This window comes from Leptospira jelokensis, assembly GCF_004769635.1.
GTDB lineage: Bacteria > Spirochaetota > Leptospiria > Leptospirales > Leptospiraceae > Leptospira_A > Leptospira_A jelokensis.
Genome location: NZ_RQGH01000026.1, coordinates 578442 through 604447 on the forward strand (window position 1 = coordinate 578442; position 26006 = coordinate 604447).

Sequence of the window (26006 nt, forward strand, 5' to 3'; positions counted from 1 at the left end):
CAAGACGTCGTTAAAGAATCAATTCATATACGAAGGTAACATTTGAAAAATCAACTATTAACAGGTCCCTATTATTTTGGAATGAAAGACTTGGAAGTGTTTAAAAAACATTTCATCGAAGAAAATAAAGGAAAACCACTCTTTCTCATCCGATTCGAAAATATCACTGGCATAGAATTAACCGAATTTTTAGATTTATTACGCACTGAATTTTATTCCTGTTTGGACTTGGAAGATATTTGTTTTGGGTTCCATTACTTGGAAAAACAAAACATCTTGTTAATGGGGATCTCACCATTATTTGAATGGGACATTGAAAAATTTCCCAATATTGAAAACTCAGTAGGGAAATTCCAACAACAATGCTTGCAGAATAAAATTGTTTCCTTTCACTTTGGTGTTTCCCGAACTCAATCTAACTTTATCTCTGATAACGAAGAGATTTTTACTGAACTCTTTAAGTCATCAGAAAAAAATCTAAACGATAACTTAGTCCGTTGGAGTTGGACCTATTACAATAAGGCCAATACATACATATCTGGCTCCGTACATGAAGCCATGATCCAACCAACCGTGATCTTCAATCCAAAAGACAAAACCTATTCGGTAAAAGGTGGGGAAGTGTTTTTGGGAGGGGGGGCTTATATTGGTTATAAAGATTTAATCAATGACATTCCTTCTGACCAAGATATCAATCGCATTGAACTATTGATTTTAGAAAAACTCATCATTGCTTGTGAAGGCGCACCTGGACTTTTAAAATTTAATATTTCGCCTCAATCACTGATAGATACTTTTTCTCAAAACGACAGAGTTGACCGATTAAAAAAACTCATCCTAAGCAAAGACCTATCTCCCGAGAATGTTCGTTTTGAACTCGTGGAAAAACCATATGACGAATCAAAATTCCATTTAAAAGACGTGTGCCATGCATTTTATTCTCACGGAATGAGTTTCGCGGCTGATGACTTTGGAGTCAAAAGTCAGTCTCATCAGATTGTACTCGACCTGGGAATTATGATCAAAGAATTCAAATTAGATCCTATCAGTTTTAAATTTAAAATCGAAGAGGACCAAATTAAATTTTTGGACAATTTAGCTTTCATCGATTATTGCAAACGTTTGGCAGACAACCGAGAAGCGGTCATCACTGCCGAGGCTGTTGAAGATTTTGATACTTTAAATTTCCTAATGGAACACCAAATTTATCAATTCCAAGCCAATATCTTATTTGGAAAAATGACGGTTACCGATTACAAAAGGGATTTTGATTTACTCCATTCCATTCACGAAGATGTTGTGAAAGAAGTCCTGTCTGACAAAATTTTATCGGAAAAACAAAAGAAAGTTGGGAACTTGTTCCTCGTAGCATCTGAAGAAGGACTCATTTAGAATTTTATGCATTTTATCATGGCTATCGAAAATGATCCAAATTCCTCACAAGATTTGGAAAATATATTTTTGGGATTACGCCAACGTGTTGTCATTACCAAGTTTTCACAGACAGTACAAGAGTATGTTAAATCTTCCAATCCTGATATCATCTTAATGGGTTTAACCTTTAAAGACAAAAAGGAACTAGAATTTATATTAGAACTCCGCCGAGATGTGATCACTCACAATATCCCAATTTTGGCAATGATACCCAAAGAAGATAGTAACTTCATTGCTAATCATAAAAAACTTGGTTTTACAGATTACATGATTAAGCCACTCGCTAAACAGACATTACTAGATCGAATCCATTCTCACATTGAAGAATATAAGTTTAGCGAATCTTCCAAAACAAGAGATAATGTGTCATTTGTCGTTGTGGACCGAGGTCATGGCCGGGTGTTATTCCAATGCCGTGCCAATTTGAAACGATATGTTTTCCCTGAATTTAAAAAGATTTTTACGATCAACTTTTTAAAATCGATCCAAGCAGAAAGGATCTGCTTTGATGTCAGGGTTGTTCCGGAACTAGGAAAAGAAGAAGTAGAAGTTTTCGAACGTGTGATGAAAATATTTCAGAATCACGATAAAATCATTTTTATTGCTGGTCGACATATGGGTGCTTTTATTGAACATGCAAAAGACGACGAACGAATGTTAGTGTTTATGGCACCAAACGAATTTGATGAATATGTAAAAATGGAAGAGTTAAAAAAAGAGGAACAAAGAAAAAAAGAAAAAAAAGAGAAGTTTGCAAAGGATTCCAATAAAGAACCAGCGCAGAGTCCTTCTGTTCCTCCAACCAATTTAGGAGATGTCAAAGTAGAAATCAATCCAGCTGGTTTGAGTCCCACGCCAGTCACTGATGAGAAACAAACAGAAACATCTCAAACCTCTGCTTCCGAAACAAAAAACAATCTTCAAGATACAAATCCTATAGAAGGATCAAAATAACCATAAACTTTAACACAAAAGCGAATCAAGATTCCAACAATGCGGAAAATAGTAAACAAACCTAAAGAATTTTAAGATAAAAGAAGAGATATATGAACTATAAAAGAGAAGAAATTGATGTACCAAATGGAAAGGCTGAAATCATTCGCTTCCAAATGAATGAACAAAACTCACTTACAGGCCACAACATGAGAGACCTAGGTGAGATTTTAAAAGAAATTAAAGCAGATCCTAAAAAAAGAGGAGTGATCTTTGCAACAGACAATCCAAAATTTTTCTGCAATGGACTTGATGCGGAAAATCTTTTATCTACACCGAAAGACAAACTGATCGACGAAGTAGGTGGCATCGTTCTCCTTTTTGGAGAACTTGTGAAATTCGATAAACCTCTCATCACAGAAGTGACAGGATATGCAATGGGAGGAGGTGCAGTGATCACAGTGGCTTCCGATTTCAAATACATGTTAGATGGTAAATGTCGAATTGGATTTACAGAAGTGAATGTTGGTTTACCACTTCCTGCAAGTTTTATTGATCGAATTAAGATGTGTGTAGAACCAAGGTACTGGGCTGAGGTTTGTTTGGAAGGAACGATTTATAAAGCACCTGAAGCGAAAAAAATTGGACTTATCGATGAAATTGCTCCAACTCCAGAAGAAGTAAGAAAACTTGCTTTGAAAAAATTAGAGTCACTTGCGAAAGTACCATCTTCTGCTTACCGCGCGACAAAAAACACATTGAATGCAAATCTTTTGCGTAACTTGGAACAATACAAAATTGACACAACCAAATCATTTGAACAGCCAGGTGTTGTGGAAAATTTACTGGAAGCAATGACAGCACTCAAAGAAAAAAGGAGACCTGTTTTCCAATAACTGTTCTTCAATGAAAGTCAGGAGACTAGAATTCTGTCTCCTGATTTCTTATAAGTCTTTTCACCATACTTGCCGAAAATTATAGTGAAATCTGATGTTGCGTTTTCTCGTATTAGTCCTCATTCCTAGTTTTTTCACTCTCCTTGCAATATCATCCACTGATTATCCACCCGGATTTGTTTTAAAAAATCCATACACATGGCCCGTGAAAGGACATGATTCCATTACGGGAGCTTTTGGCGAATTCAGAACAGGTCATTTTCACATGGGTCAGGATTTTTCCACTGGGGGAAAAATTGGTGTTCCCATCCTTGCAGTGGCAAAAGGAAAAGTTACACGAGTCCAACGAAGATGGACTAGCATTGGTTATGCGTTATTTTTACAACATGATGATGGTATGACATCACGTTATGGGCATTTACATAAATTTGCACCAAAAGTAGTCAAACAAATTTTAAAATCAAAACAAGCAAGAAGGTTTAAGGACAGAACCGATTTTGACATTGCACTTCCCGAACCTGTGGAAGTGGATGCAGGGGAAACAATCGCTTTCTCGGGAGACACTGGTGTTGGTCCGCCTCACTTACACTTTGAATTATTCAAAGACAATATTTACTATAATCCCATGCATTTTGGTTTGGGATACAATGCGGCAGAGCCAATTGTATTTAATACTTTGCGAATCACACCACAAACTCCACGAACCTTTATCAATGGTCGAAACGAAACAATTGAAATACCATTTTATGAAACCAGCGGTAATCGATTTGAATTATCAGAATCTCCAACACTTTTTATCCAAGGAAAAGTTGGCATTCAGATTGCGATCCATCAAAAATCAAATAATAATCGTTTAGGTATATTCACCTTAGATATGTTAATTGGTGATAATGTTTTACAAGGCTTCCAACTTTCAAAGATCCTAAAAGAACATACAAGAAAAAATGTTTTATTGTATGACAGTTCCGTCAGTAAACCAAACGGAAATCCTTTTTCGTATTATTTACATACAAGAGATGGAAATGATTTACTTGGAATGCGGAGTAATGGTCGTGAGCAAGGCCTATTGGATAGCGAACAAATGAAAATGGGTGAACCTAAAGAAGTAACCATTCGTGCCACTGGTATGGGTGGACAAATGTCACTCGCTTCCTTTTATGTTTTAAAAGACCAAGGGGATTACAGCCACATTGTCACCAAAGAATGGAAGTACAATGTGTATTATGATCGATATACTACTTTCAAATCAAAGGATACGAAAGTGGAACTATTTTTTCCTGTGAATGCAGTGTATTCAAAAGCTTTCTTTGAAATAGAAGCCCAAGAACAAATCAAAATCAACACGCAAGGACTGAACCAACTATCTAGTGTATATAAAATTGGTCCCGATTTTAAAGATTTTAATTTAGGTTATGACCTTTATGTCAAAGTTCCAAAAACAAAGGATATTAATTCGGCTGACTTGTATGAAGTTTTACCAGATGGGAATGTAAAAAAAATCAACGGATCTTCCTTTAGTTCGTGGGGCCAATTCTTCAAAGTACGTCTGCGCAAAACGGGATTGTTTGTGGTATTATCTGACCAAACCCCACCAAACATTTATTTGCATGAATTGATGAACAAAACGGTTTATCCAAGAGAGGACTTTGCTTTGTATCTCAAGGCTGTTGATGTTGGATCAGGGATTATGCCAGATGGATTTGATATCACAGTGGATGGAATTCCAGGTAAGGCTGAATTTTTTCCAAAAGACGGCCGCCTTGAAATTTTTGAACCAGAAATTTTATACGAACCCGGTAAACACACTGTTCTTGCAAGTGTAAGGGATTATGCTGGGAATTGGAGTTCTACAGTTAGATACGATTATGAAATTCAGGCACCACCGGTTGTAGAAGAGAAGAAAAAAATTGTCACCGAAACAAAGGTGATCGAAACTCCGAATGAAAAAAAATCGGCAAAAGAAACCAAATCAAAACAATCTTCGCCTAAGGTACAAAAGGCGGTAAAACCCATCACGATCGCACCTAAGGCAAAGGATAAAAAGTCTACATCCCGATAGCCGCACCACCGTCAACGCGGAGGTATGTTCCAGTAATGTAGGATGCATCGTTACTTAAGAAAAACTTAACAGCAGATGCGATCTCTTCTTGTTTTCCCGGACGTTTGAGTGGGATGACTGCAGGATCCGTTAACTTTTCTTGCACTTCCTTGGAAAGTGTGCCTGTCATTTCTGTTTGTACATATCCTGGGCATACTGCATTTACGAGTACGTTCCTACCAGAAAATTCACGGGCAGATACTTTTGTAAGAGCAATCACTCCCGCTTTAGAAGTGGAGTAGTTTGCTTGTCCAGGTTGCCCAGTTAATCCTGAAACAGAAGAGATATTCACAATTCTTCCTGAATCAGATTTGAGGATGAGTTTACTTGCTGACTTAGTCATAAGGAAAACACCCTTGCAGTTAACATCCATAACAAAGTCGTATTCTTGTTCTGACATACGAATGAGAAGGTTGTCTTTCAAAACGCCAGCATTGTTCACAAGAAAGTCAAGTTTTCCAAAAACTTCTTTCGTTTTGCTGATTGCTGCATCGCAATCTTCGGGTTTTGTTACGTTACATGCAACTCCGATTGCCTTCACACCAAATTTTGCTTCAACTTCTCTTGCAGCTTCTTCAATTTTTTCCTGATTCAAATCAACAAGCACCAAACTTGCACCATGCGATGCGATTCGGTTTGCGATAGCTCTTCCCAAACCAATGGGAGAGGCAGCTCCCGTTACCAGTGCTACTTTTCCTTCGAATTCTTTGGACATATGCCCCCCTAGGATTTATTACTAGATTCTAAACTTGAAACTCGAACATCGTTCGGCAATCGTAAAATTCCCAGTTGAAGCAGAAGTTTGCACTGAAAGACTGCCCTTATGATCGATCGTTATAGCCATCCAGAAATTTCCGCCATTTGGGAATTAGAGAACAAATTTAAAATTTGGACAGATATTGAAATTTATGCCTGTGAAGCTCGCGCCAATCGAGGAGAAGTCCCAAAAGAAGACCTCGAAACCATCAAACAAAAAGCAAAATTCAATGTGGATGAAATTTTGGAAATCGAATCCAAAGTGCACCATGATGTCATTGCTTATTTAACCAATTTGAATTCTTATATAGGACCAGCTGGCCGTCATGTTCACTTCGGCCTTACTTCTAGTGACGTGGGTGATACTGCCCTTTGTGTGCAGATGGTGCAAGCGATGGACCTTCTCATCCAACGAACAGAAACTCTTTTAGAGACGACGAAACAAAAAGCAAAAGAGTACAAAGACCTTCCTTGTATTGGAAGATCACATGGGATCCATGCCGAGCCGATGACACTTGGTCTTAAATTTGCACTTTTTTACGCAGAGATGACTCGTAACTTAGAACGAATGAAAGATGCCCGCGCTCAAGTTGCTGTTGGAAAACTTTCAGGAGCAGTTGGAACGTATTCCAATATTGATTTAGAAATTGAAGAGTATGTATTAACCAAACTTGGATTAACGGTAGATCCAATTGCAACACAAGTAATTTCCAGAGACAGACATGCTTATTATATGTCAGTACTGGGTGTGGTTGCGGCTAGCTTAGACAGAATGGCAACCGAAATTCGTTTGTTACAAAAAACAGAAGGTCGCGAAGTAGAAGAACCATTCGCAAAGGGCCAAAAGGGTTCATCTGCGATGCCGCATAAACGTAACCCTGTTGTTTGTGAAAGAATTTCGGGTATCTCTCGTGTGATTCGCTCCAATGTGAATGTCGGATTACAAAACGTCGGACTTTGGCACGAACGGGATATCTCCCATTCCTCTGCGGAACGAATCGTTTTGCCTGATTCTACGATTGCACTCGATTACATTTTAGAAAAAATGAATTTTGTTTTAAAAGGACTTCACGTATATCCTGATGCTACTGAACGTACGTTAAATGTAACGCGAGGTCTAATCTTCTCTCAGAAAGTATTGTTGTGGCTAATCGAAAAAGGTGGTATCACTCGTGAAGATGCATACCTAATCGTCCAAGAAAATGCAATGGCAGTTTGGGCAGACCAATCCAAAAATCTTAGAGACCTTTTGAAACAAGACCCACGTTGTTCTGCGATCCTAATGGATTCTGACTTGGATGAAATCTTCCAAATCAAACCTTATTTAGAAAGAATCCCACTCATCTTCAAACGATTGGGAATCACTGATTAAAATATTCCTTCAAATATTTTAAAATAATGTTGAGGGTTGGGTTTTGGATTTAATTCAAACCTAACCCTTTTTCATTTACGATTGCAAAACCGTCCCAAAATTTTCGAGACGCTATTATGCGTAGTCACGCATCTAATCGAAAAGCGTTTTTTCTTTTTGTAGGATTTCTTTAATTTGAATGCCCAGAACTGGAATTTAATTTTTAACGAGATCCCAAACAATATCATAATCAACAATAAAATAACCATGGATTAAATGGTTTCTAGTGGCTGAGAATTTTCTCCATTCGGGTTCATTATATTTTTTCTTAAAAGAATCGGAAAGTTTGTTAGAGGCTTCGCCGATAATTTCGATACTTCTAATAAAGGCCCTTTTTAACACATTATTGTTAAGAAATAAGGCTTCGTCAGTTTTTGCTAATTCATCTTTAATAAACAAAATTTCGTTATAAATATGTTTAATATCATCAATATCAGACTTCAATTAAAACTGACTCACTTTCAACAGAGTTTTTGATTGACCCCGAAATAGAGTCAGCAGTCATTAGATCAACTTTTACCTTAAAAAGATCTTCTAGTAGAAATATTAGATTAATGTAATTATCAAAATTTTTCATCCCAGGTTTAAACTTTACAAGGAAGTCAATATCACTATTTAGCTTTGCTTGATTTCTAGCGACTGATCCAAAAAGGTGGATTGTTTCAACACCTAGTAAATCGAGCTCCTGTTTGCATTTTTTTAAGGAGTTTTGAATCGAATTAGCATCTAAGAAATTGACGGTCGTCATATCTCAAATTTTGGCAATTTTCTATAAAAGTCAAGCAATTGAAAATGACTATTTTTATTGTTTTTTTTGATATTCCCGGAGTGTTAATCTATTCCTCATTTTTTGAGATATAGTTCTAAGCGATTACGTATAGCTCGGACAACATACGTAATTCGTTTATTATCTCAATTACTATCTTGGATAATATCTGTAGTTCGGTAATCAATCCATGTCAATTCCGCTGGAAATACAATTTAAGATAAACAATACAAATAAATTTACGTGCTTCTGATTATAATGACAATGCAATTATAATCGTGACTTACTTCAGGGATGTTATGCGTATAGAAATTATTTTCACATTCGAACTTTTGACAAATATAAATAGTTGATTGAAATTCATTTGAAAACTCTTGGAAATAGATGCATTTTAATTTTTAAGCAAAACCAATTCCAATGTTTTAAATCGATTGTTTTAATGATCCAATTTGCTTCTCCGAGACATAACTGTATGAATACGAATTTACTCACTGGTCGCGAATCGTAAATCCTTGATAAGTTTGCAATATTTTCGAATTGAAGATTTTCTTTTTTGATATTAAATGTTTGAGTTATGAAAGATAATTTCTCATCCCAATCTGAACTCTATGCCAAGTATAGACCTCATTACCCAAATGATTTTTTCAAATTTTTAGATTCAACTTTAACAAGTAAAAATATAGCATGGGACTGTGGAACAGGTAATGGACAAGTTGCTTACCAACTTTCAAAAATGTTTACGAAAGTTTATGCAACGGACATCAGTGATGCCCAATTAAAACATGCATTCCAATTGGAGAACATTGAGTATTCTTTACAACCAGCCGAAAGAACCAATTTTGCGGAAAACAGCTTCGATTGTATCACAATTGCACAAGCAATCCATTGGTTTGATTTTGAATTGTTTTATAAAGAAGTGAAGAGAACGGCAAAAAAGAATGCAGTGATTGCTGCTATCGGATACGGTAGAATCGAAACTTCAAAAGACATGGATCATATCATTGATCATTTTTATCAACATACAATCGGAAGCTTTTGGGACAAGGAAAGAAGGTACATCGACGAAAAGTATAAAATGATACCTTTTCCCTTTGAGGAAATCAAAACACCTGATTTTTCATTCGAAATGAATTGGACAGAAGAACAATTGATTGGTTATATTAATACATGGTCAGCAGTGAAACATTACACGAAACAGAATGGTATCAATCCAGTATACAAATTACAATCAATGATCAAACCATTTTGGGAAAATCAAAAAGAGATAAAAGTTTCCTTTCCGCTATTGTTACGAATGGGCTACGTCACTTAAAAAAATTTTTTGTTATTCCAATTCCTTTTCTAACCAACCTACTAAATCTTTTAACATTTCTCTACTGATGGTATGCCCTTCCGTATATTCTTTGTAAATCGGTACAAATCCCACTTTGTCTAAAAAATCTTTTGAGGCCCTCGCAGATGTGACTGGAATCACAGTATCGTTTGTTCCATGGGCAATATAGATTCGTTGTCCTTTGGATTCCTGGTCCATCACAATATTATTTTTTGTTTCGTCCAAAAGCCGACTACTGAGGGCAATGATCCCTTTGATGAGATCGGGATGTTCTAATCCAACGGAATAAGACATCACGGCACCTTGGCTGAATCCTCCGATCCAAATTTGTTTGGTATTGAATTGGTAATTAGTTTTTAGGTAATCTATAAATTTTAAAATGATTTGATGACTCGATTTTTGTTGTTCGGAATCAATTTTTGGAATTCCACCTAAAAATGAAATTTCATACCAACCGTATCTGTCCCGACCGAGAGTGATCGGCCCCCTAACAGATACTATCATGAAAGAATCAGGTAAAAAATCTGAAAGACTAAATAAATCGTTTTCATTACTCCCTACGCCATGTAATAAAATCAAAAGAGGAGGATTGTCGATCGTTACTTTTGGTTTTCGAATCAAATAGAGTAAGGGTGAATTCATATTGAATCTTTTGATACCTTTGTATTGAAATTTAAAGTTCTGTTCAAGAAAAGATTGGTTGCGGATCCAAAAGAACCGAAGTCATTGTTAATGCACCAGCAACTGGTTTGTCATTGAAAAACGAAATGGAATCTGTTTCCATTTGAGTCCCTATCGTATATAAGAGTGGAAGGTAGTGTTCTGATGTCGGTATTGCCCATTGAAATTCCTTTCCTTTTGTTCTGATCTGAACTAATGATTCTGTATCACCTTTCATAATCCAATCCTTCACCTTTTGGTTAACCTTCATAGCCCAGTCAAAACCATAGATTTCATTCAATCTGTCCCAAGCCACCATTCCTAAATTGTGAACAATATTACCACTTCCTATGATGAGAATGCCTTGTTCTCTTAAAGGCAAAAGTTCCCTTGCAATTTCCAAATGTTTTTCTGGAGGAAGTTTGTAATCCATACTCAATTGTACAACAGGTATGTCTGCTTCCGGATAAATATGTTTTAAAACACTCCAGGTTCCATGGTCAAGACCCCATTCGTAATCCAACTGAACCGATTGTGATTTAACTAATGTTTGGATTTCTTTCGCTAACGAAGGAGATCCAGGCGCAGGGTATTGGACTTCAAATAATGCCTTTGGAAATCCACCAAAGTCATGTATGGTGGGAGGATGCTCCATAGCCGTTACAAAAGTTCCGTTTGTTAGCCAATGTGCTGAAATCGCGAGGATAGCCTTTGGTATAGGAATTGTTTTATTTAAGGAACGAAGGCCCTCAACAAATTCATTTTCCTCGATGGCATTCATAGGGCTACCATGTCCCAAAAAAAGGGATGGATACACTCGTTTTCCGCCATTTTCGTTCCTTTCTATATTCAATTCATTTTGGTTCATATGGCTTCTCAGGCAGAAATGCCCAATCTCTCCTCTTGGATATAGTTTAATATCAAACTATTTATTGTCAATCTAATTTGGTCTTTGGAAAACAAATTTTCCCAATTTCTTCTTTTTCTGATTTCCAAATCGAAATCCAATGTATCTATTTTTACATTGTATTCGGGTTACATTTTGTTCACCTAAGATTGATTTTTTGGAAACGGTAAAATATGGATCATAAACAACGGATTACTGCGATCTTACATGAACTTTTATCCAATCCAAAAACGAAAGTGATTCCTGAATATTTTTCTTCTAGGTATATCGCTCACACTTCTAACAAAACCTATAACGGCCTTAAGATCGTAAGCCAATGGATTCAAAATTTAAATTCATTTTTGTCCGATTTAAAAATCGTAAATTTGGAATTCATACATGAAACAGATGATACAGTCGTATGGAAACGCACTTTAAAAGGAAAAATAAAATCTTCTGCCCTTCAAAATCAAAATGTGGGAAAATCAATCAAATGGGAAGAAATGATCGTATCCAAATTTAATGGATCAAAAATTGAGGAAGAATGGATTTCAAGTGAATTTTTGGGAGCATTACTTCCAAAAACTAAAAAGAAATCATCACTTCGATCACAACAAAAATGAAAGATTTTTTTTTAACCAAAATCTTAAAGGAAAAACACATTGAATTCATCTCACGTGCAACATATTAAATATTTCTTTATTAGAATTTTACTCCTGTGGATGGGAATTGGAAATATAAGTTGTAACTATTTAGCCATCGGTTCAGAATTTATTTCTGGGACTGAAGCCAACAAAAGGGTCACGAGTAGAATTCTTGCCAAACTCAATAGTTGTGGATCACTCAATTACACTTACAATGAAAGGGATACCAATCCTGATCCATGGCGTAGGAGCCTTTCGACAGAAACAAACAACGCTTTGTTTCTCATGGTCCACCTCATTTCTCGTTTTGAAGTTTTTAGTATGGATTATCAATACAAATCGGAAGATATTGATCGTTGTTCCAAAGATATTGAATATTTTAACTGTGATCACTTTCGCGCTAGAATGGTAAGTGAATCCAATTTTGGCATCTTTGTCGCAACACTTATATGCAAAGATGTGAAAAAATACAAATCACCATTTGCTGATTACTTACCAAAACAAGATGAAGAGAACGAAGATTAAACAATAGAAGGAAAACCCGATGGTAGCACCCAAAAAGAAAAACAAAACAATCGCAAAAAAGAAGTCACCAAACAACAAAGTAACTTCAGTATCAAAAAATTCAAATCCCATCACACCCTTTTTAATGTTCAATACAAACTTGGAAGAAGTGACCAAATTTTATGCAAGTGTTTTCAAACAATGTAAAATCATTTCAGTGAATCCCATGCAAGCTGAGTTTGAATTGAATGGACAAAGATTTTCTGCATACAACGGTGGTCCTGAATTTAAATTTTCTTGGGGTGTATCCTTTATGATCCATGTAGAAACTCAAAAAGAAGTAGATCACTATTGGAATGCATTGTCCGCGGGTGGCAAAGAATTGATGTGTGGTTGGCTAGAAGATAAATTTGGTATGGTTTGGCAAATCACACCAAATCTTTTATTAGAGCTGATCTCTCACAAGGATCCAATCAAACGTGAGAAGGCAACACAAGCCATGTTAAAAATGCGTAAGATTGAAATCAATGTGTTGAAAGAAGCTATCAAGTAACACCAGCGATTAAACTGGAGCCACTTGTTTTTCTGTATTTAAATTGTATTTCACTTTGATTTGATCGATTTTTTCTTCCATGGATTTCCAAAGAGATTCTTTTTCTGGATGGAAGGTACAAAGCACACCTTGTCTAACCAAATCAATGATCTCATCGATGGAAAAATCTAAGAATCGATACAATTTAAAATATTCGTATGTTAAATTTACATTAAAAATATCCGGATCATCTGTATTGATACAAAGCATCAATCCTTGGTCATAGTAGTATCGAACAGGATGGTTTTGTTCTTTTCGAACATACTTTCCTGTGAAAACATTCGATGTGACACAGATTTCGATCGGAATTTTATTTTCCTTCATATAACGAACCAGTTCAGGGTCTTGGATCGCAGAAGTTCCATGCCCGATTCGTTCCGCCTTACATAAGTTCACTGCATCCCATATTGCCCAAGGTCCATCATCTTCTCCGGAGTGAGCAACACATCTTAATCCAGATTCACGTGCAATTTTAAAAACTTCAGCGTAATCTTTTGCAGGACCCATAAGTTCAGCCCCACCAAGTCCAATACCAATCACTTCTTTGTGTTTTAAACCTAATACTCGTTTTAGGTTATTCATAGCGTTTTCAGGACCAAATGACCTAGAAACGTCGACAAGCAATCGTATTGAGATTCCATCTTTCACTTCGATTTGGCGAATGCGATTCACCATCACTTCAACCATTTCATCAAAATCCAATCCATTTTGGATGAACTTTGATGGAGCAAAGAAGGCTTCACAATAGACAATGTGATTGGATCGCAAATAGTCTGCTAAACTATCAATAAAGTATCCCAAGTCGGATGCTTCTTTAACAGATCCTTGCACAAAAAAGAAAACTTGGATGAAACCATTTAGGTCCTTAAAATTATACTTATCTTCGAATTCTTGGTCTGTGACTTCGATTCCATTTTTTTTGTACAAAAACTTCAAAGTTTCCTTATTCACACAAGCTTCTAAGTGTAAATGGACTTCTGTTTTTGGAATTTCACGGATAAAATTGATTACATCCTGTTCGTTTGGATGGGCAAGAGAAAGATCTCCTGCAAGTAATGACTTTCTCTCTTTCAGTATAGAAACTTGTTCTGAACTTTCCTCTCCCTCTTTTGGCAATAACCAAAGTGGTGGATGGAGGATAGGCAATTCCATCAGTGAAACCCTTTCATTTAAGAGGGTGTTGATTTGTTTATCAAAGGTTAGCTGGATGGTCGGCGAATAGGGTCTGTCAGCTGGCAATCGACTTTTGAGTCGGTTTAATTCCGCAATGTCACGGTCAATGACAGCAATTCGGCTTAGGATTTCAGAAAAAGGAACTTCCATGTTCCAGGAAAGAATGCCGAATTTGATGGGTGCCTACAAGTAGATTTTTAAACCTTAGGTGAAAATCCCTATTTAGCTTTGAAAAATCCCGTCGATAGGAAGTTTGGGAGCGGAAAAGACTGGAAATTTTTTCCGAATTATGTCGTATAAATGAATATGCTCACATCTCGAAAAACTTTCCTACCGTTTGCCCTTCCTTCGATTTCGGAAGATGCAATAGAAGAAGTGGCCCAAGTCCTCCGATCAGGTTGGGTGACCTCAGGTCCAAAAGTAAAACAGTTTGAGATGGAGTTTGGTGACTTTGTCGGAAGTAAAGAAACCATTGCTGTAAATTCTGCAACCGCAGGCCTACATTTAGCCTTGGAAGCGATTGGATTGACTGCAAACGATGCAGCAATCACAAGTGCCATCACCTTTACTGCCACAGCGGAAGTGATTTGTTACTTCGGTGCCGAACCAATTCTTACGGATGTTGACCCCATCCACAACCTCATGACTCCGGAAACATTAGAAGCAACCATCAGTGGAAAATGCAAATGGAACGGAAAAGAACTCACCAGTAAAAAAACTGGAAAACAAATCAAGGCTATCCTACCTGTCCACCTCGCTGGTTATACCTGTGATATGGAAGCCATTCTCAGCATTGCAAAAAAATACAACCTCTATGTAATTGAAGATGCAGCCCACGCCTTCCCCGCAGTTCACAAAAACAAAATGATTGGGACTTGGGGAGATTTTACAGTATTTAGTTTTTATGCAACCAAAGGCATCACGACAGGTGAAGGGGGAATGATCACAACCTCTCATAAAGAATTTGCGGATCGCATTCGTAGGATGCGCCTCCATGGAATCAACCGCGATGCATTCAATCGACCAGGTTGGTATTATGAAGTGGTGGATGCAGGTTATAAGTACAATATGACGGACATTGCGGCAGCACTTGGAGTGGTCCAACTAAAAGAATCACATGGCTTTTGGGAAAGAAGGACAGAAATCGCCAAACATTATAATGTCGAATTTTCTGGTTTAAAGGGAGTCAAACTACCCAAAGAAGATGCAAATGGAATTCATAGTTGGCATTTGTATCGGATAGAAATTGATCCAAAAATTGCAAAAATTGGCCGTGATACCTTGGTAGAAGAATTAAAAGAACGAAACATTGGAACTAGTTTACACTTCATTCCGATTTTTGAACACCCCTATTATAAAAAGACTTACGGCTTCAACAGAAAAGATTATCCAAATGCTTGTTTGATGTATGACAGATCTGTTTCGCTACCTTTATTTGCAGGAATGACTAAAACAGATGAAAAAGATGTCATTGATGCAATGAAGGAACTACTCGCATAACGGTCATTACTTAGCTTAAATGTAGAATCTTTATTTACTATTGGTTCGGAATTCCAAAAATTCCGGATCATATAAATTTAGCAATGCAACAAGACCTGAAATAAATTCCAGATCTGTGCCATCCGCTTTTCTTCGGATCCAAAAGCCCACCAATTCTTTGACAATTTGAGCATCCATCACTTCATCGCCACCAAATACCTTAAATTTGGAAGACTCTTCTGGATCTTCGTTGTCAGTATATGCGGGGTATAAAAATAAAATGAATCGATCAAAGTAAAATGGATCAAGTCTCCCTTCTTCCACTAACATTATATAACGATCTGCTTCTTTTCGAAAAAAATTAGGATTTGAATCTAATTTTTGATAGATGATAAAAAAATCCCGTGCAGTTTGTTTGATCCACTCTTCATAAATAGGTTTTGTAATTTGTAATAACTTTGGGTTCTGTTTTGCTGGAAGTAAATAATCCCTTAATTTCTTAGGAAATTCTGGATTGTAATGGCCAAAATCAGATTGGTCATTACGTTCCAAATAATACTTGGAATGGGGACCAGAAATAAAGATAGGTATTCCAAGATATTCTGCAAGTTTAGGTAAGCTGATTACAGTTTGTAACTTACAAAATAGTTTATGATAAGAAACCTCCTTTTCACAGTACAAACCAATTTTTGGAAATTGGATCCAAGTTGATTCCACAAGAGATTTAAATCGTTCTTCCCTTTCTGCTATTTTTCCTTTCGTCAGAAATTGAAACGAAGGTTGCAATCCCGAACACGAAAGGAATAACAGTAAGAAAAATTTACTTAATTTTATAAGTAATTTCTGCAGGCAAATTCTCCCATTCCGAATTCGCATCTTTACGAAAGTAAACTGGTGAAATTGAATTTTTTAAATTCAAACTTTGGTATAAAATAAGATCTGTTTCTTTTTTTTCAAAGTAACGTTTGTCGGTATTACTACCTAAACCCAAATCCGCGATGGGTATCCAACCATAACCCAATAAAAATACAGACAAAGAATCAACAATTGATTTTGGTTTTCCTTTTTCAAATCGAATCATACGAAAGGATTGTACGGGAATACCATTTGTTTTCATATTTTCTTTAAAATCTGAAAAACTAATACTAGTTTGTCTTGCTTGGTAAATTAAATCTAAATAGTCCCTCGCTGTTAACTTGATATCTTCTTTAGGTTTTTCATAAAATGAAACAACATCATTTGGATAAGCCGCTTCTTTGTCCAAATAATCATCGGTTACGTAATATTTGATGAATTGGTTTTTGGAGGAAAATTTATATTTTACAACTTGTTCCCCTGGCAAATCTTCAATTGATAATTTTTTTAAATGAACTCGATTCCTCTGGATAAAGGAAGGTGAGTAGGAAGTATCAGTAAACTTTACTCCACGAATCCTTTGTTGTTCATTCGAAGGTGGGTGCAAAATCGCAATTTGTGCTTTAGACAAGGAAACGGAATCCAATTTAAATTTCAAAGTCACTTCTAAGTTAAATTCTTCTTCACCAGATGCAATGAATCGTTCTGTTTCGATGAAGGGAATGTTTTTGATTTCTTTATTTTCTCGGTCTACAACCCAAAGTTTGGACCCACTTAAAAGTACTCCTCTTACCGAACGTAAATTCGTTTTAATTGATCCTGTGATTTTTCCCGTTTTTGTATCATAACGGTATATGCTGTTATCAGCAGAATCTGAAATCCAAAGGGAGTCTCTACCATAACAAATATCTCGAGGTCTCGTTCTATCTGTAAAAAAACCACCTATCAAAAGTGAGGTGGATTGGTCATAAATTTGCACTTTTCCAGAATCTAGATCTAAGATGTAATAGTAGTTTCCAACGCTCGCAATACCTGCAACGTTCGCTAAAGGAATTGAAATTTTATCGGTAATCCCACCTGAATTTGGATCTAATTTCAAAATTTGTTTTGGAGCCACTACTAAAATTTTCCCTTCACGCGAATCAAAACTAATTCCTCGTAAGTTCGCCAATCCAAGATTATAGATTTCTTGTTCTCCAATTTCGTTAATTTTAATGATTGCTCGACGGTTTGTATCGATGTACCAGAAGTTTACGCCATCCCAAGCAAGCCCGTATGCTTTATCCGAAAGTTTGTATTCCTTACTCTCTTGTGCCAATATCGAACATGTAAATAGCAATATTAAAATCAAAAATCGTTTCATTCGCTTAATCCTACTGTCTTTACTATCAGACGAAAGACATCATCGAGTAAAGTAGGATTATCCAATTCAGATCCAAGGATGATTGGTTTTGGAACAAAAATAATTAGGAAAGATACTAATATCAAAATTCCAAACAAAAATCGAGTCCTACCAATTCCATTCACAGCATCTCGGATAAAAGGATGTTCCACTCGTAATACATAATAAATCAAAAACCCCCAAATCAACCAAGTGAAATGGATTAAGGTAAAAATCAAAAATAGACCAAATAAAATATGAATCCATTTTCGATATGATTCGCCAAACATAGAATAAATAACATGGCCACCATCTAATTGGCCAAATGGTAATAAATTAATCGCTGTGATGAGTAATCCCACCCAACCTGCTTTTGCTAATGGATGCGCTTGGATATCCATCGACATAAAATCAATCGGTCCAAGGATCCATTGAGTGGAAAGGTAAGTGAAAGTACTATCTCCAAAAAATAAGAAACCAGAACGATCAAAATTACTTGGGATCTCAATTACCTTTGAGAGTGAAATTCCAATCGTCCATGCAATTACTGACAATACCAAACTGGCAGCTGGCCCTCCTATTCCTATATCAAACAAAACTTTTTTATCTGGAATCTGGTCTTTGATTTTAATGACAGCACCCATCGTTCCAATAGGACCAAAAGGTAATGGAATGAAGTATGGTAGAGATGCCCTCACTCCATAATAACGTGCAGGAAGGTAATGTCCCATTTCGTGTGCCAATAAAATGAATAAAAGGGATACTGAATAGGGCCAATTTTCAAAGAAATATAATTTATAATTCTCTAATGTTTGAGGTACTTCTGGATTTAAAAAAATATCTGAATATGTAAGCGTTAAAAATGTGAAAAAGAATAACAATATATGTGTCGTTTTATTGGATTCCAAAGTCATACAACCTAGAAAATAATTTTATGATTCATTTGATCAAAATATGGAAAAGAATCAATTAGATTCTAAATCCAAGTTTCCTTTCTTGGATTGGAAGGAAGGTGACTGGAAGTTTCAAAATTTTGTAAATTTACGTCTCATGATTCCTAAATTGATTGGAATCCGGAACGAAAATAACCAAAGGAACACATTAGCTGTTTGTTCCATTAAAAATATAGTTCCACTAGCATTCAGGAGCCATAGAACTGTCTAAGGATAGATCCTTTTCCCAACAAATCGATGTTTGAAAATATAAAAATCATTAAAAAATTTGACCCAGCGGCAAAATCCTACTTAGAAATCATCCTCTGTTACCCAGGATTACACGCTCTTTGGTTACATAAATTAGCCCATCTCCTCTACCGACTTCGATTGCCCATCATTCCCAGACTATTTAACTATGTAAGCCGGTTCCTCACAGGCATTGACATCCATCCTGGAGCAAAAATTGCCCCTGGAGTGTTTATTGACCACGGTGCGGGTGTCGTCATCGGAGAGACTGCCATCGTTGGAACAGGGTCACTCATTTTCCAAGGTGTCACTTTAGGGGGAACAGGGAAAGAGTCTGGCAAACGACACCCAACAATCGGTAAAAATGTTGTGATCGGTGCAGGCGCAAAAATTTTAGGAAACATCACCGTGGAAGACCATGTGAGGGTAGGGGCTGGATCGGTTGTTATGCGAAACGTTCCAGCAGGTTGTACGGTAGTTGGAATTCCTGGAAAGGTGGTAAAAGCAGGAGATGGAACTTCTGATAGCATGGAACAAATGTTAGATCACAACCAAATGCCAGATCCAATTGCAAAAGTATTTTCTGTTTTATTAGAAAAGGTTGAAACCCAACAACAACTCATCAACAAATTGTACGAAAAACAACAATTATTGGAAAAATCCAACACGGGGGGACCTCCAGAAGATGATTTGTTTTTACAGGAATTCATCCATGGGGATGGAATTTAAAACTCTTTTAACAACTCAGTTTTTTTCTTTTGGTATTCTTCATCGGTGATTAATTTATTTTTACGCATTTCTTCCAATACCTTCAATTTTTCTGGAACCGTCTTCCATTGTTCCAAATCTTTTGGTAAATCATCCTCCTCTTTCGGATAACGATACAGAGGTGGATTTGGTAAAAGATTGAAATCTTTATAAACAATTACATTTCCATAAACCAATGTTTTGGATTCATTTTTTTCCTTATACAAACTGATAGAATCTTTATTTTTGATCCAAAGTTCAGGTTTATAAATTGGTTTGATTTTCGTAGGTTTGATAATAATCCAATCTTCGAATGCATACTGCGTCGGAAAACTAATGTTCGTATTGATCTCTTGGAATAAAATGACCAATCCATGTTTTGTTCCCAAAATATAAAAACTTGTTTTTAGAATTTTGACATTTGGTGAGAGAAGATCATCAATTTTATAACTACAAAGATAAACCTTATTCTCTGGTTGGTTTTTAATTTTTTGAACGAATTTATCAATTTCCGTTACATAGGAATCGGGAACCAATTGGTCCCAATCTTCATATGCAAGGACACCACGTTTGTATTGTATGGATGATAAAATTTTAGGCAAATCTCCTAAGTGCTCCATACTGGGTTCTGATTGTAATATAGATTGAGGAAAAAGTTCTTTCCAATCTCCTTCTTCTACTTCAAAAAAAGCAATGGAACTAGTGGAATCAACCAACTTAATTTTTTGTTGGAAGTGATGGCAACTGATTAGATAAAAAAGAAAAAACAAAACAAAAGTTATTTTTGAACTTGCCGTTAATGAATTGATGAAGATATTTTTTCTCGTGCTTCGAATTTTTTTCATGGTAGCAATAACATTTTTTTGTTTTTCCGCAAAACTTGAAGCCGATTCCATTCCACAATTTCAAATGAAGGACCAATATGGGCAATCGTATTCTGATAGTTCCGTAAAGGGAAAACCCATTGTTTTGATGGGATGTTTTTTACGCGATGTAGAAGTTTGCCGAAAACAAGGTCGTAAACTCTATTGGAAAATGCAAAATTTATTATGGAAAGATAGTAACAAAGTCCATTTTTTGATGTACTTAGATCTAAAAGAATCAAACAAATTGGTAGAAGACTATATAGAAGAGTCTAAACACAAACAATACGAAAACATATTATTAGATCGCAAAGGGCAATTGGCAAATGGTTTATCGAAAGGAGAAGTTTTCATCCGAATTTATAACAAATCAGGCAAACTATTATCCTCCACTTACAAATCAGAGATTGAGGAATCACTCATCCAAGAAGTTTATGAAATTCTCAAAAAAGAAATCTAAAATCCATTTTATTTTACTTCTGATTTTGATTACATTGGGTTCTTACCAATGTATGCATCAAAATATAAACCAATACCAATTTTGGACAGGGTATGACCATTTACAAAAGTCAATCAAATCAACAGCTAAAAACGAAGTCCATTTGGCCGCATTAGCAGGTTCCTTGTCAGAGGATACAGAATCCCAACTACTAAAAAATTCAGATGGATACCCAATGGTCACCCTAACGGGACGTAAGGACCAAAATCAAAACTGGTCAATGCGTTGGTATGAAGTAGAACCAAAACAATACGACTATTATGCGAACGTTACGTTCACTCCAAAATCATGGGATGAAAAAGAAATTTATTCAGTAGAACGTAGGATCATTCATAAACTAAACGGTTTCCAACCAAAGGATTTTTTCCAATGGTTAAACGAATTTGCAATCGTTGTCAATGATCACAATGCCTACCAAGATTTAAAATCCAATTCTAAAAATTTACAATTCTTGTGCAGTGTCATGTATTGCCATGTCACAGAAACTGCAGAATGGCACACATTAGAATTCACCATCAATGAAACAACGAAAGCTAAGTTTCCAGGATTTTACCAAAGGTCAGGCTCTCGTTTGGAAAAATCCAAACTGAACATCACAATATGGGATAAATCCAATCCATCTCATAAATTAAAAATCTCCAACAATGGTAAAACTTTGATTTTCCATTTCCCTGTAAATCCACCGAAAGATTATTTTCTTTCCCCTAAAGAAATCCATTTTTTGGGAGATATCGAAATCAAATCGTTTGGAATCACATTGAAAATTGAAAATTTAGAATACCGATTAAAAACGATTTTGGAAAAAGATACTGATACACTTCATGGAAATTTTGTAAGGATTGGGAAAAAGGAAATCAACGGTAACTTCTTCTATGTAATCCCACAAGGATTTGTAAATTTCTTTATCCCAGGAAACATGGATGAATACTTTGAAGATTTTTTTACTTTACTCATCCATGGAACACAAGGCCGAGGTGGTTCCCAAATCCATGCAAAATTTCAAAAAACAAAACAAGGTCAAGTGAATACAATTTCTACCTATAATGAAATCAAAAGGAAAAAATTCTCTTTGTTTGGGAACGATGATTCTCAAAAAGCAAGTAATGACTTTGATTTTTTTGCCGCTTGGGAAGAAGCAATGTTAGGTGATTTGAAATAAAATCATATTTGAAATATCGATTCAAAAAGTTATATTTTTGCCGTAAAAAATGATGGAAGAGCTTTCTTCCAATCATCTCCATTCGATTCAATAGGTTAACGGTAAATAAAATTACGAAGTAATTCTTTGCCTTCTTCGGAACCAAATGATTCAGGATGGAATTGAACCCCTTCTATTTTAAAGGATTTATGGCGAAGGCCCATAATTTCCCCTTTGCCTTCTCCCGCTGAGACACGAGCCGTCACTTCCAATTCATTTGGTAAGGAATCTTCTTTTGCAACAAGTGAATGGTATCGCATGATTTCGATATTTTGTGTTAATCCAAAGAATACACCTTTTCCGTCGTGTTCAATCGGTGAAAGTTTTCCATGCATCGCAACTTGAGCTCGCACAACTTCGCCACCAAACACTGTGGCCATTCCTTGCATGCCAAGACAGATTCCTAAAACTGGGGTTGTTTTTCCTAATTCTTTTAAAATGTCAGCACTGACTCCAAAATAGGATGGGTCTGCTGGGTGGCCTGGACCCGGAGAAATGATAATTTTATCGTAGTTAGCTTCTTTGATTTCCGAAAATGATTTTTCATCGTTTCGGATCACATCCAATCGAAATGGAGTTTCCTTTTCTTCTAAAATCTCTCCGATGATTTGGTACAAATTATAAGTAAAGGAATCATAATTATCTAAAATGAGAACTTTCATATTTGCATCCCTATCCTTTTGCCTTTTCTTTCTTGTCTGAAGGATCTTTGTGTAGATCCAATGCCTTTCGGACGGATGCCATCTTATTGATGATTTCTAAGTATTCGTCTTCTGGTTTCGAATCATAAACAATACCACCTGAAGCGCGGACAAAACCCTTTCCATCATGAACAAAAAAACTTCGAATGGGTATCGCAAATGTACAATCTCCATTCAGACCAAAACTTCCAACGGCTCCTCCGTAGGGACCACGGGGCGATTTTTCGATCCGTTCAATGATTTTCATCGATTCAATTTTGGGAGCACCGGAGAGAGTTCCTGCAGGGAAAGAGGATGCCAAGCCAGAAAACATATCTTCCTTTGAAGAAAGAATCCCAACCACTTCACTCGAAATATGTTGCACATGGGAAAAACGTTTGATATCAAATCTTCGCCTAACTTTCACGGTTCCGAATTTCGCAACCCGACCAACGTCATTTCGGTGTAAGTCGATGAGCATATTGTGTTCCGCGATTTCTTTTGGATCTGTTAGGAGTTTACGAGCTAAGGTTGTATCTTCTTTTGCGTCCTTCCCTCGTTTCGTAGTACCTGCTAGTGGAAAGGATTCCATTTCCCCTTGTCTCAAACGGAAAAGCAGTTCAGGGCTTGCCCCAAGGATGACTCGTTTTCCAAATTTCACATAATACATGTGAGGTGAAGGATTGATTTCACGTAAGGTTTCATAAATGGCAAGTGGATTGCCTTCTACAGTGTATGTTTCTTCAAAGCCGATTTGGCATTGGAAGGTATTGCCTGCTTTTACTTCTTCCAAAGCCTCTTCCACCATTTCTTTATGGACTTCTTTGGATAAACCTTCTTTTAAAAGTTTCACTTTTACTTTAGGTTTTTTGGAAACGGAAGGGTTAAGAGAACTCAGGATAGACTTTACAACTTCAATTCGGTTCGTTCCATTATCAAAGTAAATCAATTCCCCCGTAAATTTATCGTAAATCAGTCCATCTAAGTACATGCCAAAGACCATCGCAGGGAAATCTGGGTGGGGGGTTAATTTTAATTTTGGTTCAAAAAACTGCATACTTTGGTAACCCAAGTATCCAACGAGTCCACCCGCATAACTGATACTTAGCGAATTATAATCAGTGATTTGACGGAGTGCAAAGTATGGATTTTCCACTTTGAATGGTTTCCCATCAATTTCAAGAACACCTGGTTCCCCAGTAATGATATGGGATGGATCAAAACCTATGACAGAGTAACGCGAATCGTATTGGTTATCGCCAGCGGATTCTAAAAGGAAACAGGTTTCATATTTCTCTTCCATCACCCGAAAGAGTTCCCAAAACTCGATCCCTTCCGGTAAATTTAAGGAAGTGTAATTGGGTTTTTTAGGAATGGAGATTTTCGGAAGTGATTGGCTCATAATGTACTCAATGTTTGTTACCAAGATTCATTTCGAATCAAATTTAGAAATAAAAAAGGCAGGAGCCGGATTCCGGAACCTGCCTTTTCTTGTTTCAGATTAGAATCCGATTTTTAGAGATTTTTATTTGCGAAATCCCAATTCACTAAATTCCAGAATGCTTCCACGTATTTTGGACGAGCATTGCGGAAGTCAATGTAGTAAGCATGTTCCCAAACATCAATCGTGAGAAGCGCTTGCAGACCATCCTTTAATGGGCTACCTGCATTACTTGTGTTCACGATTTCGAGTCCGTCTTCTTTTTTCACAAGCCATGTCCAACCGGATCCAAAGTTTGTGACTGCAGATTGTGTGAATTTTTCTTTGAAGGAATCAAACGAACCAAAGGATTTTGTGATGAGGTCCGCTACTGCACCTTTTGGAGCTCCCCCACCATTTGGAGAAAGAGAATGCCAGTAGAAAGTGTGGTTCCAAACTTGCGCTGCATTATTGAAAATACCACCAGAAGATTTTTTTACGATGTCTTCTAAACTTGCACTTTCAAATTCAGTCCCTTTGATGAGATTGTTGAGGTTTGTAATGTAAGTTTGGTGGTGTTTTCCATAGTGAAACTCTAACGTTTCAGCAGAAATATGGGGAGCGAGTGCATCCTTTGCATAAGGTAGTTCTGGGAGTTTATGTTCCATGGTGGTCTCCTGATGGATTCAAGTGTATTTGTATTTTGTCTCTAGTCTCATTCACAAAAGCAAATCGTAAACTAAAAAAGTAGAATGATTCTAATCATTCCCTCTATCAATTTCGACTGACGGTAGAACGAACTGTCTTCAATAATTTTAAAATTTCTGAGTGTAAAACTCCATTGGAAGCTACTAACTCAGGAAGTCCTGTATAGTAATGGACTCCATTTAAGTCAGTTAATTTCCCACCTGCCTCTGATAAAATCACAGAAATGGCGGAAACATCCCAATGTTTTACAGTTTTTTCCCAAATCGCATCCATCACACCTTCAGCAATGAAACAGGAATCCAAAACAAATGACCCTGTACGACGAAAGGAACGTGCATACGTCAGAAATCCAGACAGGTCTGCCATGATTTCTTGGATCATGTGCGCCCGTTTTGTCGGAAGGTTTGGTGAAAAGATGGCTCTGTTGAGTTCAGATACTCTGGAAGTTACAATTTGTTCCCCATTTTTATATGCCCCTTCCCCCATCACAGCCGAATAAACGGATTCTTGTGGTGGGACAATGACCACACCACCAACTGGCGTTTCCCTATGTTCCAAACCGAAGGATATGGCATAAAGAGGGAGTCCTCTAACAAAGTTCATTGACCCATCCACTGGATCCAGAACCCATTTGAATTCCCCTCCATCAATCGGAGGTTTGTCTTCACAAAGAATTCCATCTTTTGGAAAAGACTTTTGCAAAAATCTAATGAGGATATCACCTAACTTACCATCGGCGGCATCAATCCTTTCTTTTTCATCAGCATCAGTGTCTGACCGAATGGCCGAAACTTCTCTTTGTATTTTTTTAGCCTCATGGATGATACCCATTGCATTGGCTTTGACATATTCGATGCGTTTGATGGTTTCATCGACAGGAAAATTGATAGTTGGTGAAGAGATGCCCAT

At 36.6% G+C, this 26006-nt stretch carries 26 protein-coding genes and 1 pseudogene; 13 read left to right on the forward strand and 14 right to left on the reverse strand.

The genetic code is table 11. The features are described 5' to 3' along the window. Positions 1 to 42: 42 nt before the first annotated feature. From EHQ62_RS12680 to EHQ62_RS12695, 4 genes are all read left to right on the forward strand, one after another. On the forward strand, positions 43 to 1392 hold the full coding sequence (locus EHQ62_RS12680) for an EAL domain-containing protein (RefSeq protein WP_135643291.1): 1350 nt from the start codon (positions 43 to 45) through the stop codon (positions 1390 to 1392). 18 nt (positions 1393 to 1410) lie between these two features. Beyond that, positions 1411 to 2388: a response regulator gene (locus EHQ62_RS12685; RefSeq protein ID WP_135643293.1), complete on the forward strand. Its 978-nt coding sequence runs from the start codon at positions 1411 to 1413 to the stop codon at positions 2386 to 2388. A gap of 92 nt (positions 2389 to 2480) precedes the next feature. Next, the gene (locus EHQ62_RS12690) at positions 2481 to 3263 is read left to right on the forward strand and encodes an enoyl-CoA hydratase/isomerase family protein (protein WP_135643295.1); all 783 of its coding nucleotides are present in this window, start codon (positions 2481 to 2483) and stop codon (positions 3261 to 3263) included. Between the two features lie 94 nt (positions 3264 to 3357). After that, positions 3358 to 5322 carry a M23 family metallopeptidase gene (locus EHQ62_RS12695; RefSeq protein ID WP_135643297.1) on the forward strand — a complete coding sequence of 655 codons (1965 nt, stop codon included), beginning with the start codon at positions 3358 to 3360 and terminating at the stop codon, positions 5320 to 5322. Here EHQ62_RS12695 and EHQ62_RS12700 read toward each other — a convergent pair. Beyond that, on the reverse strand, positions 5309 to 6076 hold the full coding sequence (locus EHQ62_RS12700; protein WP_108960322.1) for a glucose 1-dehydrogenase: 768 nt from the start codon (positions 6074 to 6076) through the stop codon (positions 5309 to 5311). The two genes, EHQ62_RS12695 and EHQ62_RS12700, sit on opposite strands and share 14 nt — an antisense overlap. 108 nt (positions 6077 to 6184) lie before the next feature. Here EHQ62_RS12700 and purB point away from each other — a divergent pair, with 108 nt between their 5' ends. Beyond that, positions 6185 to 7489 carry an adenylosuccinate lyase gene (purB, locus tag EHQ62_RS12705; protein WP_135643299.1) on the forward strand — a complete coding sequence of 435 codons (1305 nt, stop codon included), beginning with the start codon at positions 6185 to 6187 and terminating at the stop codon, positions 7487 to 7489. 132 nt (positions 7490 to 7621) lie between these two features. On the opposite strand, the pseudogene EHQ62_RS12710 reads toward purB, so the two are convergent. Both EHQ62_RS12710 and EHQ62_RS12715 read right to left on the reverse strand, forming a co-directional pair. Beyond that, positions 7622 to 7972 (reverse strand): annotated as a pseudogene (locus tag EHQ62_RS12710) (HepT-like ribonuclease domain-containing protein). Next, positions 7962 to 8276: a nucleotidyltransferase family protein gene (locus EHQ62_RS12715; protein WP_135643302.1), complete on the reverse strand. Its 315-nt coding sequence runs from the start codon at positions 8274 to 8276 to the stop codon at positions 7962 to 7964. Before EHQ62_RS12715 ends, EHQ62_RS12710 begins: the two are co-directional and overlap by 11 nt. Positions 8277 to 8868: 592 nt before the next feature. Between EHQ62_RS12715 and EHQ62_RS12720 the strand changes: the two genes are divergently transcribed. Continuing rightward, positions 8869 to 9606: a class I SAM-dependent methyltransferase gene (locus EHQ62_RS12720; RefSeq protein ID WP_135643304.1), complete on the forward strand. Its 738-nt coding sequence runs from the start codon at positions 8869 to 8871 to the stop codon at positions 9604 to 9606. Positions 9607 to 9618: 12 nt separating this feature from the next. Here EHQ62_RS12720 and EHQ62_RS12725 read toward each other — a convergent pair whose 3' ends face one another. Together EHQ62_RS12725 and ygiD are read right to left on the reverse strand one after the other, a co-directional pair. After that, complete coding sequence (locus EHQ62_RS12725; RefSeq protein WP_135643306.1) at positions 9619 to 10269, reverse strand: alpha/beta hydrolase; 651 nt, start codon at positions 10267 to 10269, stop codon at positions 9619 to 9621. Positions 10270 to 10312: 43 nt separating this feature from the next. Next, positions 10313 to 11155 (reverse strand): 4,5-DOPA-extradiol-dioxygenase, encoded by an 843-nt coding sequence (gene ygiD, locus EHQ62_RS12730; protein ID WP_135643308.1) that lies wholly within the window; start codon positions 11153 to 11155, stop codon positions 10313 to 10315. Positions 11156 to 11367: 212 nt separating this feature from the next. Here ygiD and EHQ62_RS12735 point away from each other — a divergent pair, with 212 nt between their 5' ends. Genes EHQ62_RS12735 through EHQ62_RS12745 form a run of 3 tightly spaced genes read left to right on the forward strand, consistent with a single transcriptional unit; the run spans position 11368 to position 12874 of the window. Next, positions 11368 to 11796, forward strand: coding sequence for an ester cyclase (locus tag EHQ62_RS12735; RefSeq protein ID WP_135643309.1), 429 nt, complete (start codon positions 11368 to 11370; stop codon positions 11794 to 11796). Positions 11797 to 11835: 39 nt separating this feature from the next. Further along, positions 11836 to 12342, forward strand: coding sequence for a hypothetical protein (locus tag EHQ62_RS12740; protein WP_135643311.1), 507 nt, complete (start codon positions 11836 to 11838; stop codon positions 12340 to 12342). A 19-nt stretch (positions 12343 to 12361) separates the two neighbouring features. Further along, positions 12362 to 12874, forward strand: coding sequence for a VOC family protein (locus EHQ62_RS12745; protein WP_135643313.1), 513 nt, complete (start codon positions 12362 to 12364; stop codon positions 12872 to 12874). 9 nt (positions 12875 to 12883) lie between these two features. Here EHQ62_RS12745 and add read toward each other — a convergent pair whose 3' ends face one another. Further along, entirely contained in the window at positions 12884 to 14236 is a 1353-nt protein-coding gene (gene add, locus EHQ62_RS12750) for an adenosine deaminase (protein ID WP_135643315.1), read from the reverse strand. 156 nt (positions 14237 to 14392) lie between these two features. On the opposite strand from add, the gene EHQ62_RS12755 reads away from it, so the two are divergent. Continuing rightward, on the forward strand, positions 14393 to 15586 hold the full coding sequence (locus tag EHQ62_RS12755; RefSeq protein ID WP_135643317.1) for a DegT/DnrJ/EryC1/StrS family aminotransferase: 1194 nt from the start codon (positions 14393 to 14395) through the stop codon (positions 15584 to 15586). A 30-nt stretch (positions 15587 to 15616) separates the two neighbouring features. Here EHQ62_RS12755 and EHQ62_RS12760 read toward each other — a convergent pair whose 3' ends face one another. Genes EHQ62_RS12760 through EHQ62_RS12770 form a run of 3 tightly spaced genes read right to left on the reverse strand, consistent with a single transcriptional unit; the run spans position 15617 to position 18709 of the window. Then, a complete protein-coding gene (locus tag EHQ62_RS12760) occupies positions 15617 to 16351 on the reverse strand; it encodes a hypothetical protein (protein ID WP_244241762.1) in 735 nt (244 codons plus the stop codon). Positions 16352 to 16385: 34 nt separating this feature from the next. Then, positions 16386 to 17783: an NHL repeat-containing protein gene (locus EHQ62_RS12765; protein WP_135643319.1), complete on the reverse strand. Its 1398-nt coding sequence runs from the start codon at positions 17781 to 17783 to the stop codon at positions 16386 to 16388. Continuing rightward, on the reverse strand, positions 17780 to 18709 hold the full coding sequence (locus tag EHQ62_RS12770; RefSeq protein ID WP_135643321.1) for a site-2 protease family protein: 930 nt from the start codon (positions 18707 to 18709) through the stop codon (positions 17780 to 17782). The genes EHQ62_RS12765 and EHQ62_RS12770 overlap by 4 nt, the downstream gene beginning before the upstream one ends. A 282-nt stretch (positions 18710 to 18991) precedes the next feature. Here EHQ62_RS12770 and cysE point away from each other — a divergent pair, with 282 nt between their 5' ends. Beyond that, positions 18992 to 19711: a serine O-acetyltransferase gene (gene cysE, locus EHQ62_RS12775; RefSeq protein ID WP_135643323.1), complete on the forward strand. Its 720-nt coding sequence runs from the start codon at positions 18992 to 18994 to the stop codon at positions 19709 to 19711. Here cysE and EHQ62_RS12780 read toward each other — a convergent pair. Then, positions 19708 to 20574, reverse strand: a complete 867-nt coding sequence (locus tag EHQ62_RS12780) for a DMAP1-binding domain-containing protein (protein WP_244241763.1) — start codon at positions 20572 to 20574, stop codon at positions 19708 to 19710. The genes cysE and EHQ62_RS12780 overlap by 4 nt on opposite strands. Here EHQ62_RS12780 and EHQ62_RS12785 point away from each other — a divergent pair. After that, complete coding sequence (locus EHQ62_RS12785) at positions 20573 to 21052, forward strand: TlpA family protein disulfide reductase (RefSeq protein ID WP_135643325.1); 480 nt, start codon at positions 20573 to 20575, stop codon at positions 21050 to 21052. The genes EHQ62_RS12780 and EHQ62_RS12785 overlap by 2 nt on opposite strands. Then, on the forward strand, positions 21027 to 22250 hold the full coding sequence (locus EHQ62_RS12790) for an LIC10025 family lipoprotein (RefSeq protein WP_135643327.1): 1224 nt from the start codon (positions 21027 to 21029) through the stop codon (positions 22248 to 22250). The genes EHQ62_RS12785 and EHQ62_RS12790 overlap by 26 nt, the downstream gene beginning before the upstream one ends. A 95-nt stretch (positions 22251 to 22345) precedes the next feature. On the opposite strand, the gene EHQ62_RS12795 is transcribed toward EHQ62_RS12790, so the two are convergent. The 4 genes from EHQ62_RS12795 to EHQ62_RS12810 all read right to left on the reverse strand — a co-directional run bounded on the left by EHQ62_RS12795 (position 22346) and on the right by EHQ62_RS12810 (position 26006). Further along, on the reverse strand, positions 22346 to 22951 hold the full coding sequence (locus tag EHQ62_RS12795; protein WP_135643329.1) for an anthranilate synthase component II: 606 nt from the start codon (positions 22949 to 22951) through the stop codon (positions 22346 to 22348). Positions 22952 to 22961: 10 nt separating this feature from the next. After that, positions 22962 to 24371, reverse strand: a complete 1410-nt coding sequence (locus EHQ62_RS12800; RefSeq protein ID WP_135643331.1) for an anthranilate synthase component I family protein — start codon at positions 24369 to 24371, stop codon at positions 22962 to 22964. 113 nt (positions 24372 to 24484) lie between these two features. Then, positions 24485 to 25057: a superoxide dismutase gene (locus EHQ62_RS12805; RefSeq protein ID WP_135643333.1), complete on the reverse strand. Its 573-nt coding sequence runs from the start codon at positions 25055 to 25057 to the stop codon at positions 24485 to 24487. Between the two features lie 106 nt (positions 25058 to 25163). Then, positions 25164 to 26006, reverse strand: a complete 843-nt coding sequence (locus tag EHQ62_RS12810) for an inositol monophosphatase family protein (RefSeq protein WP_135643334.1) — start codon at positions 26004 to 26006, stop codon at positions 25164 to 25166.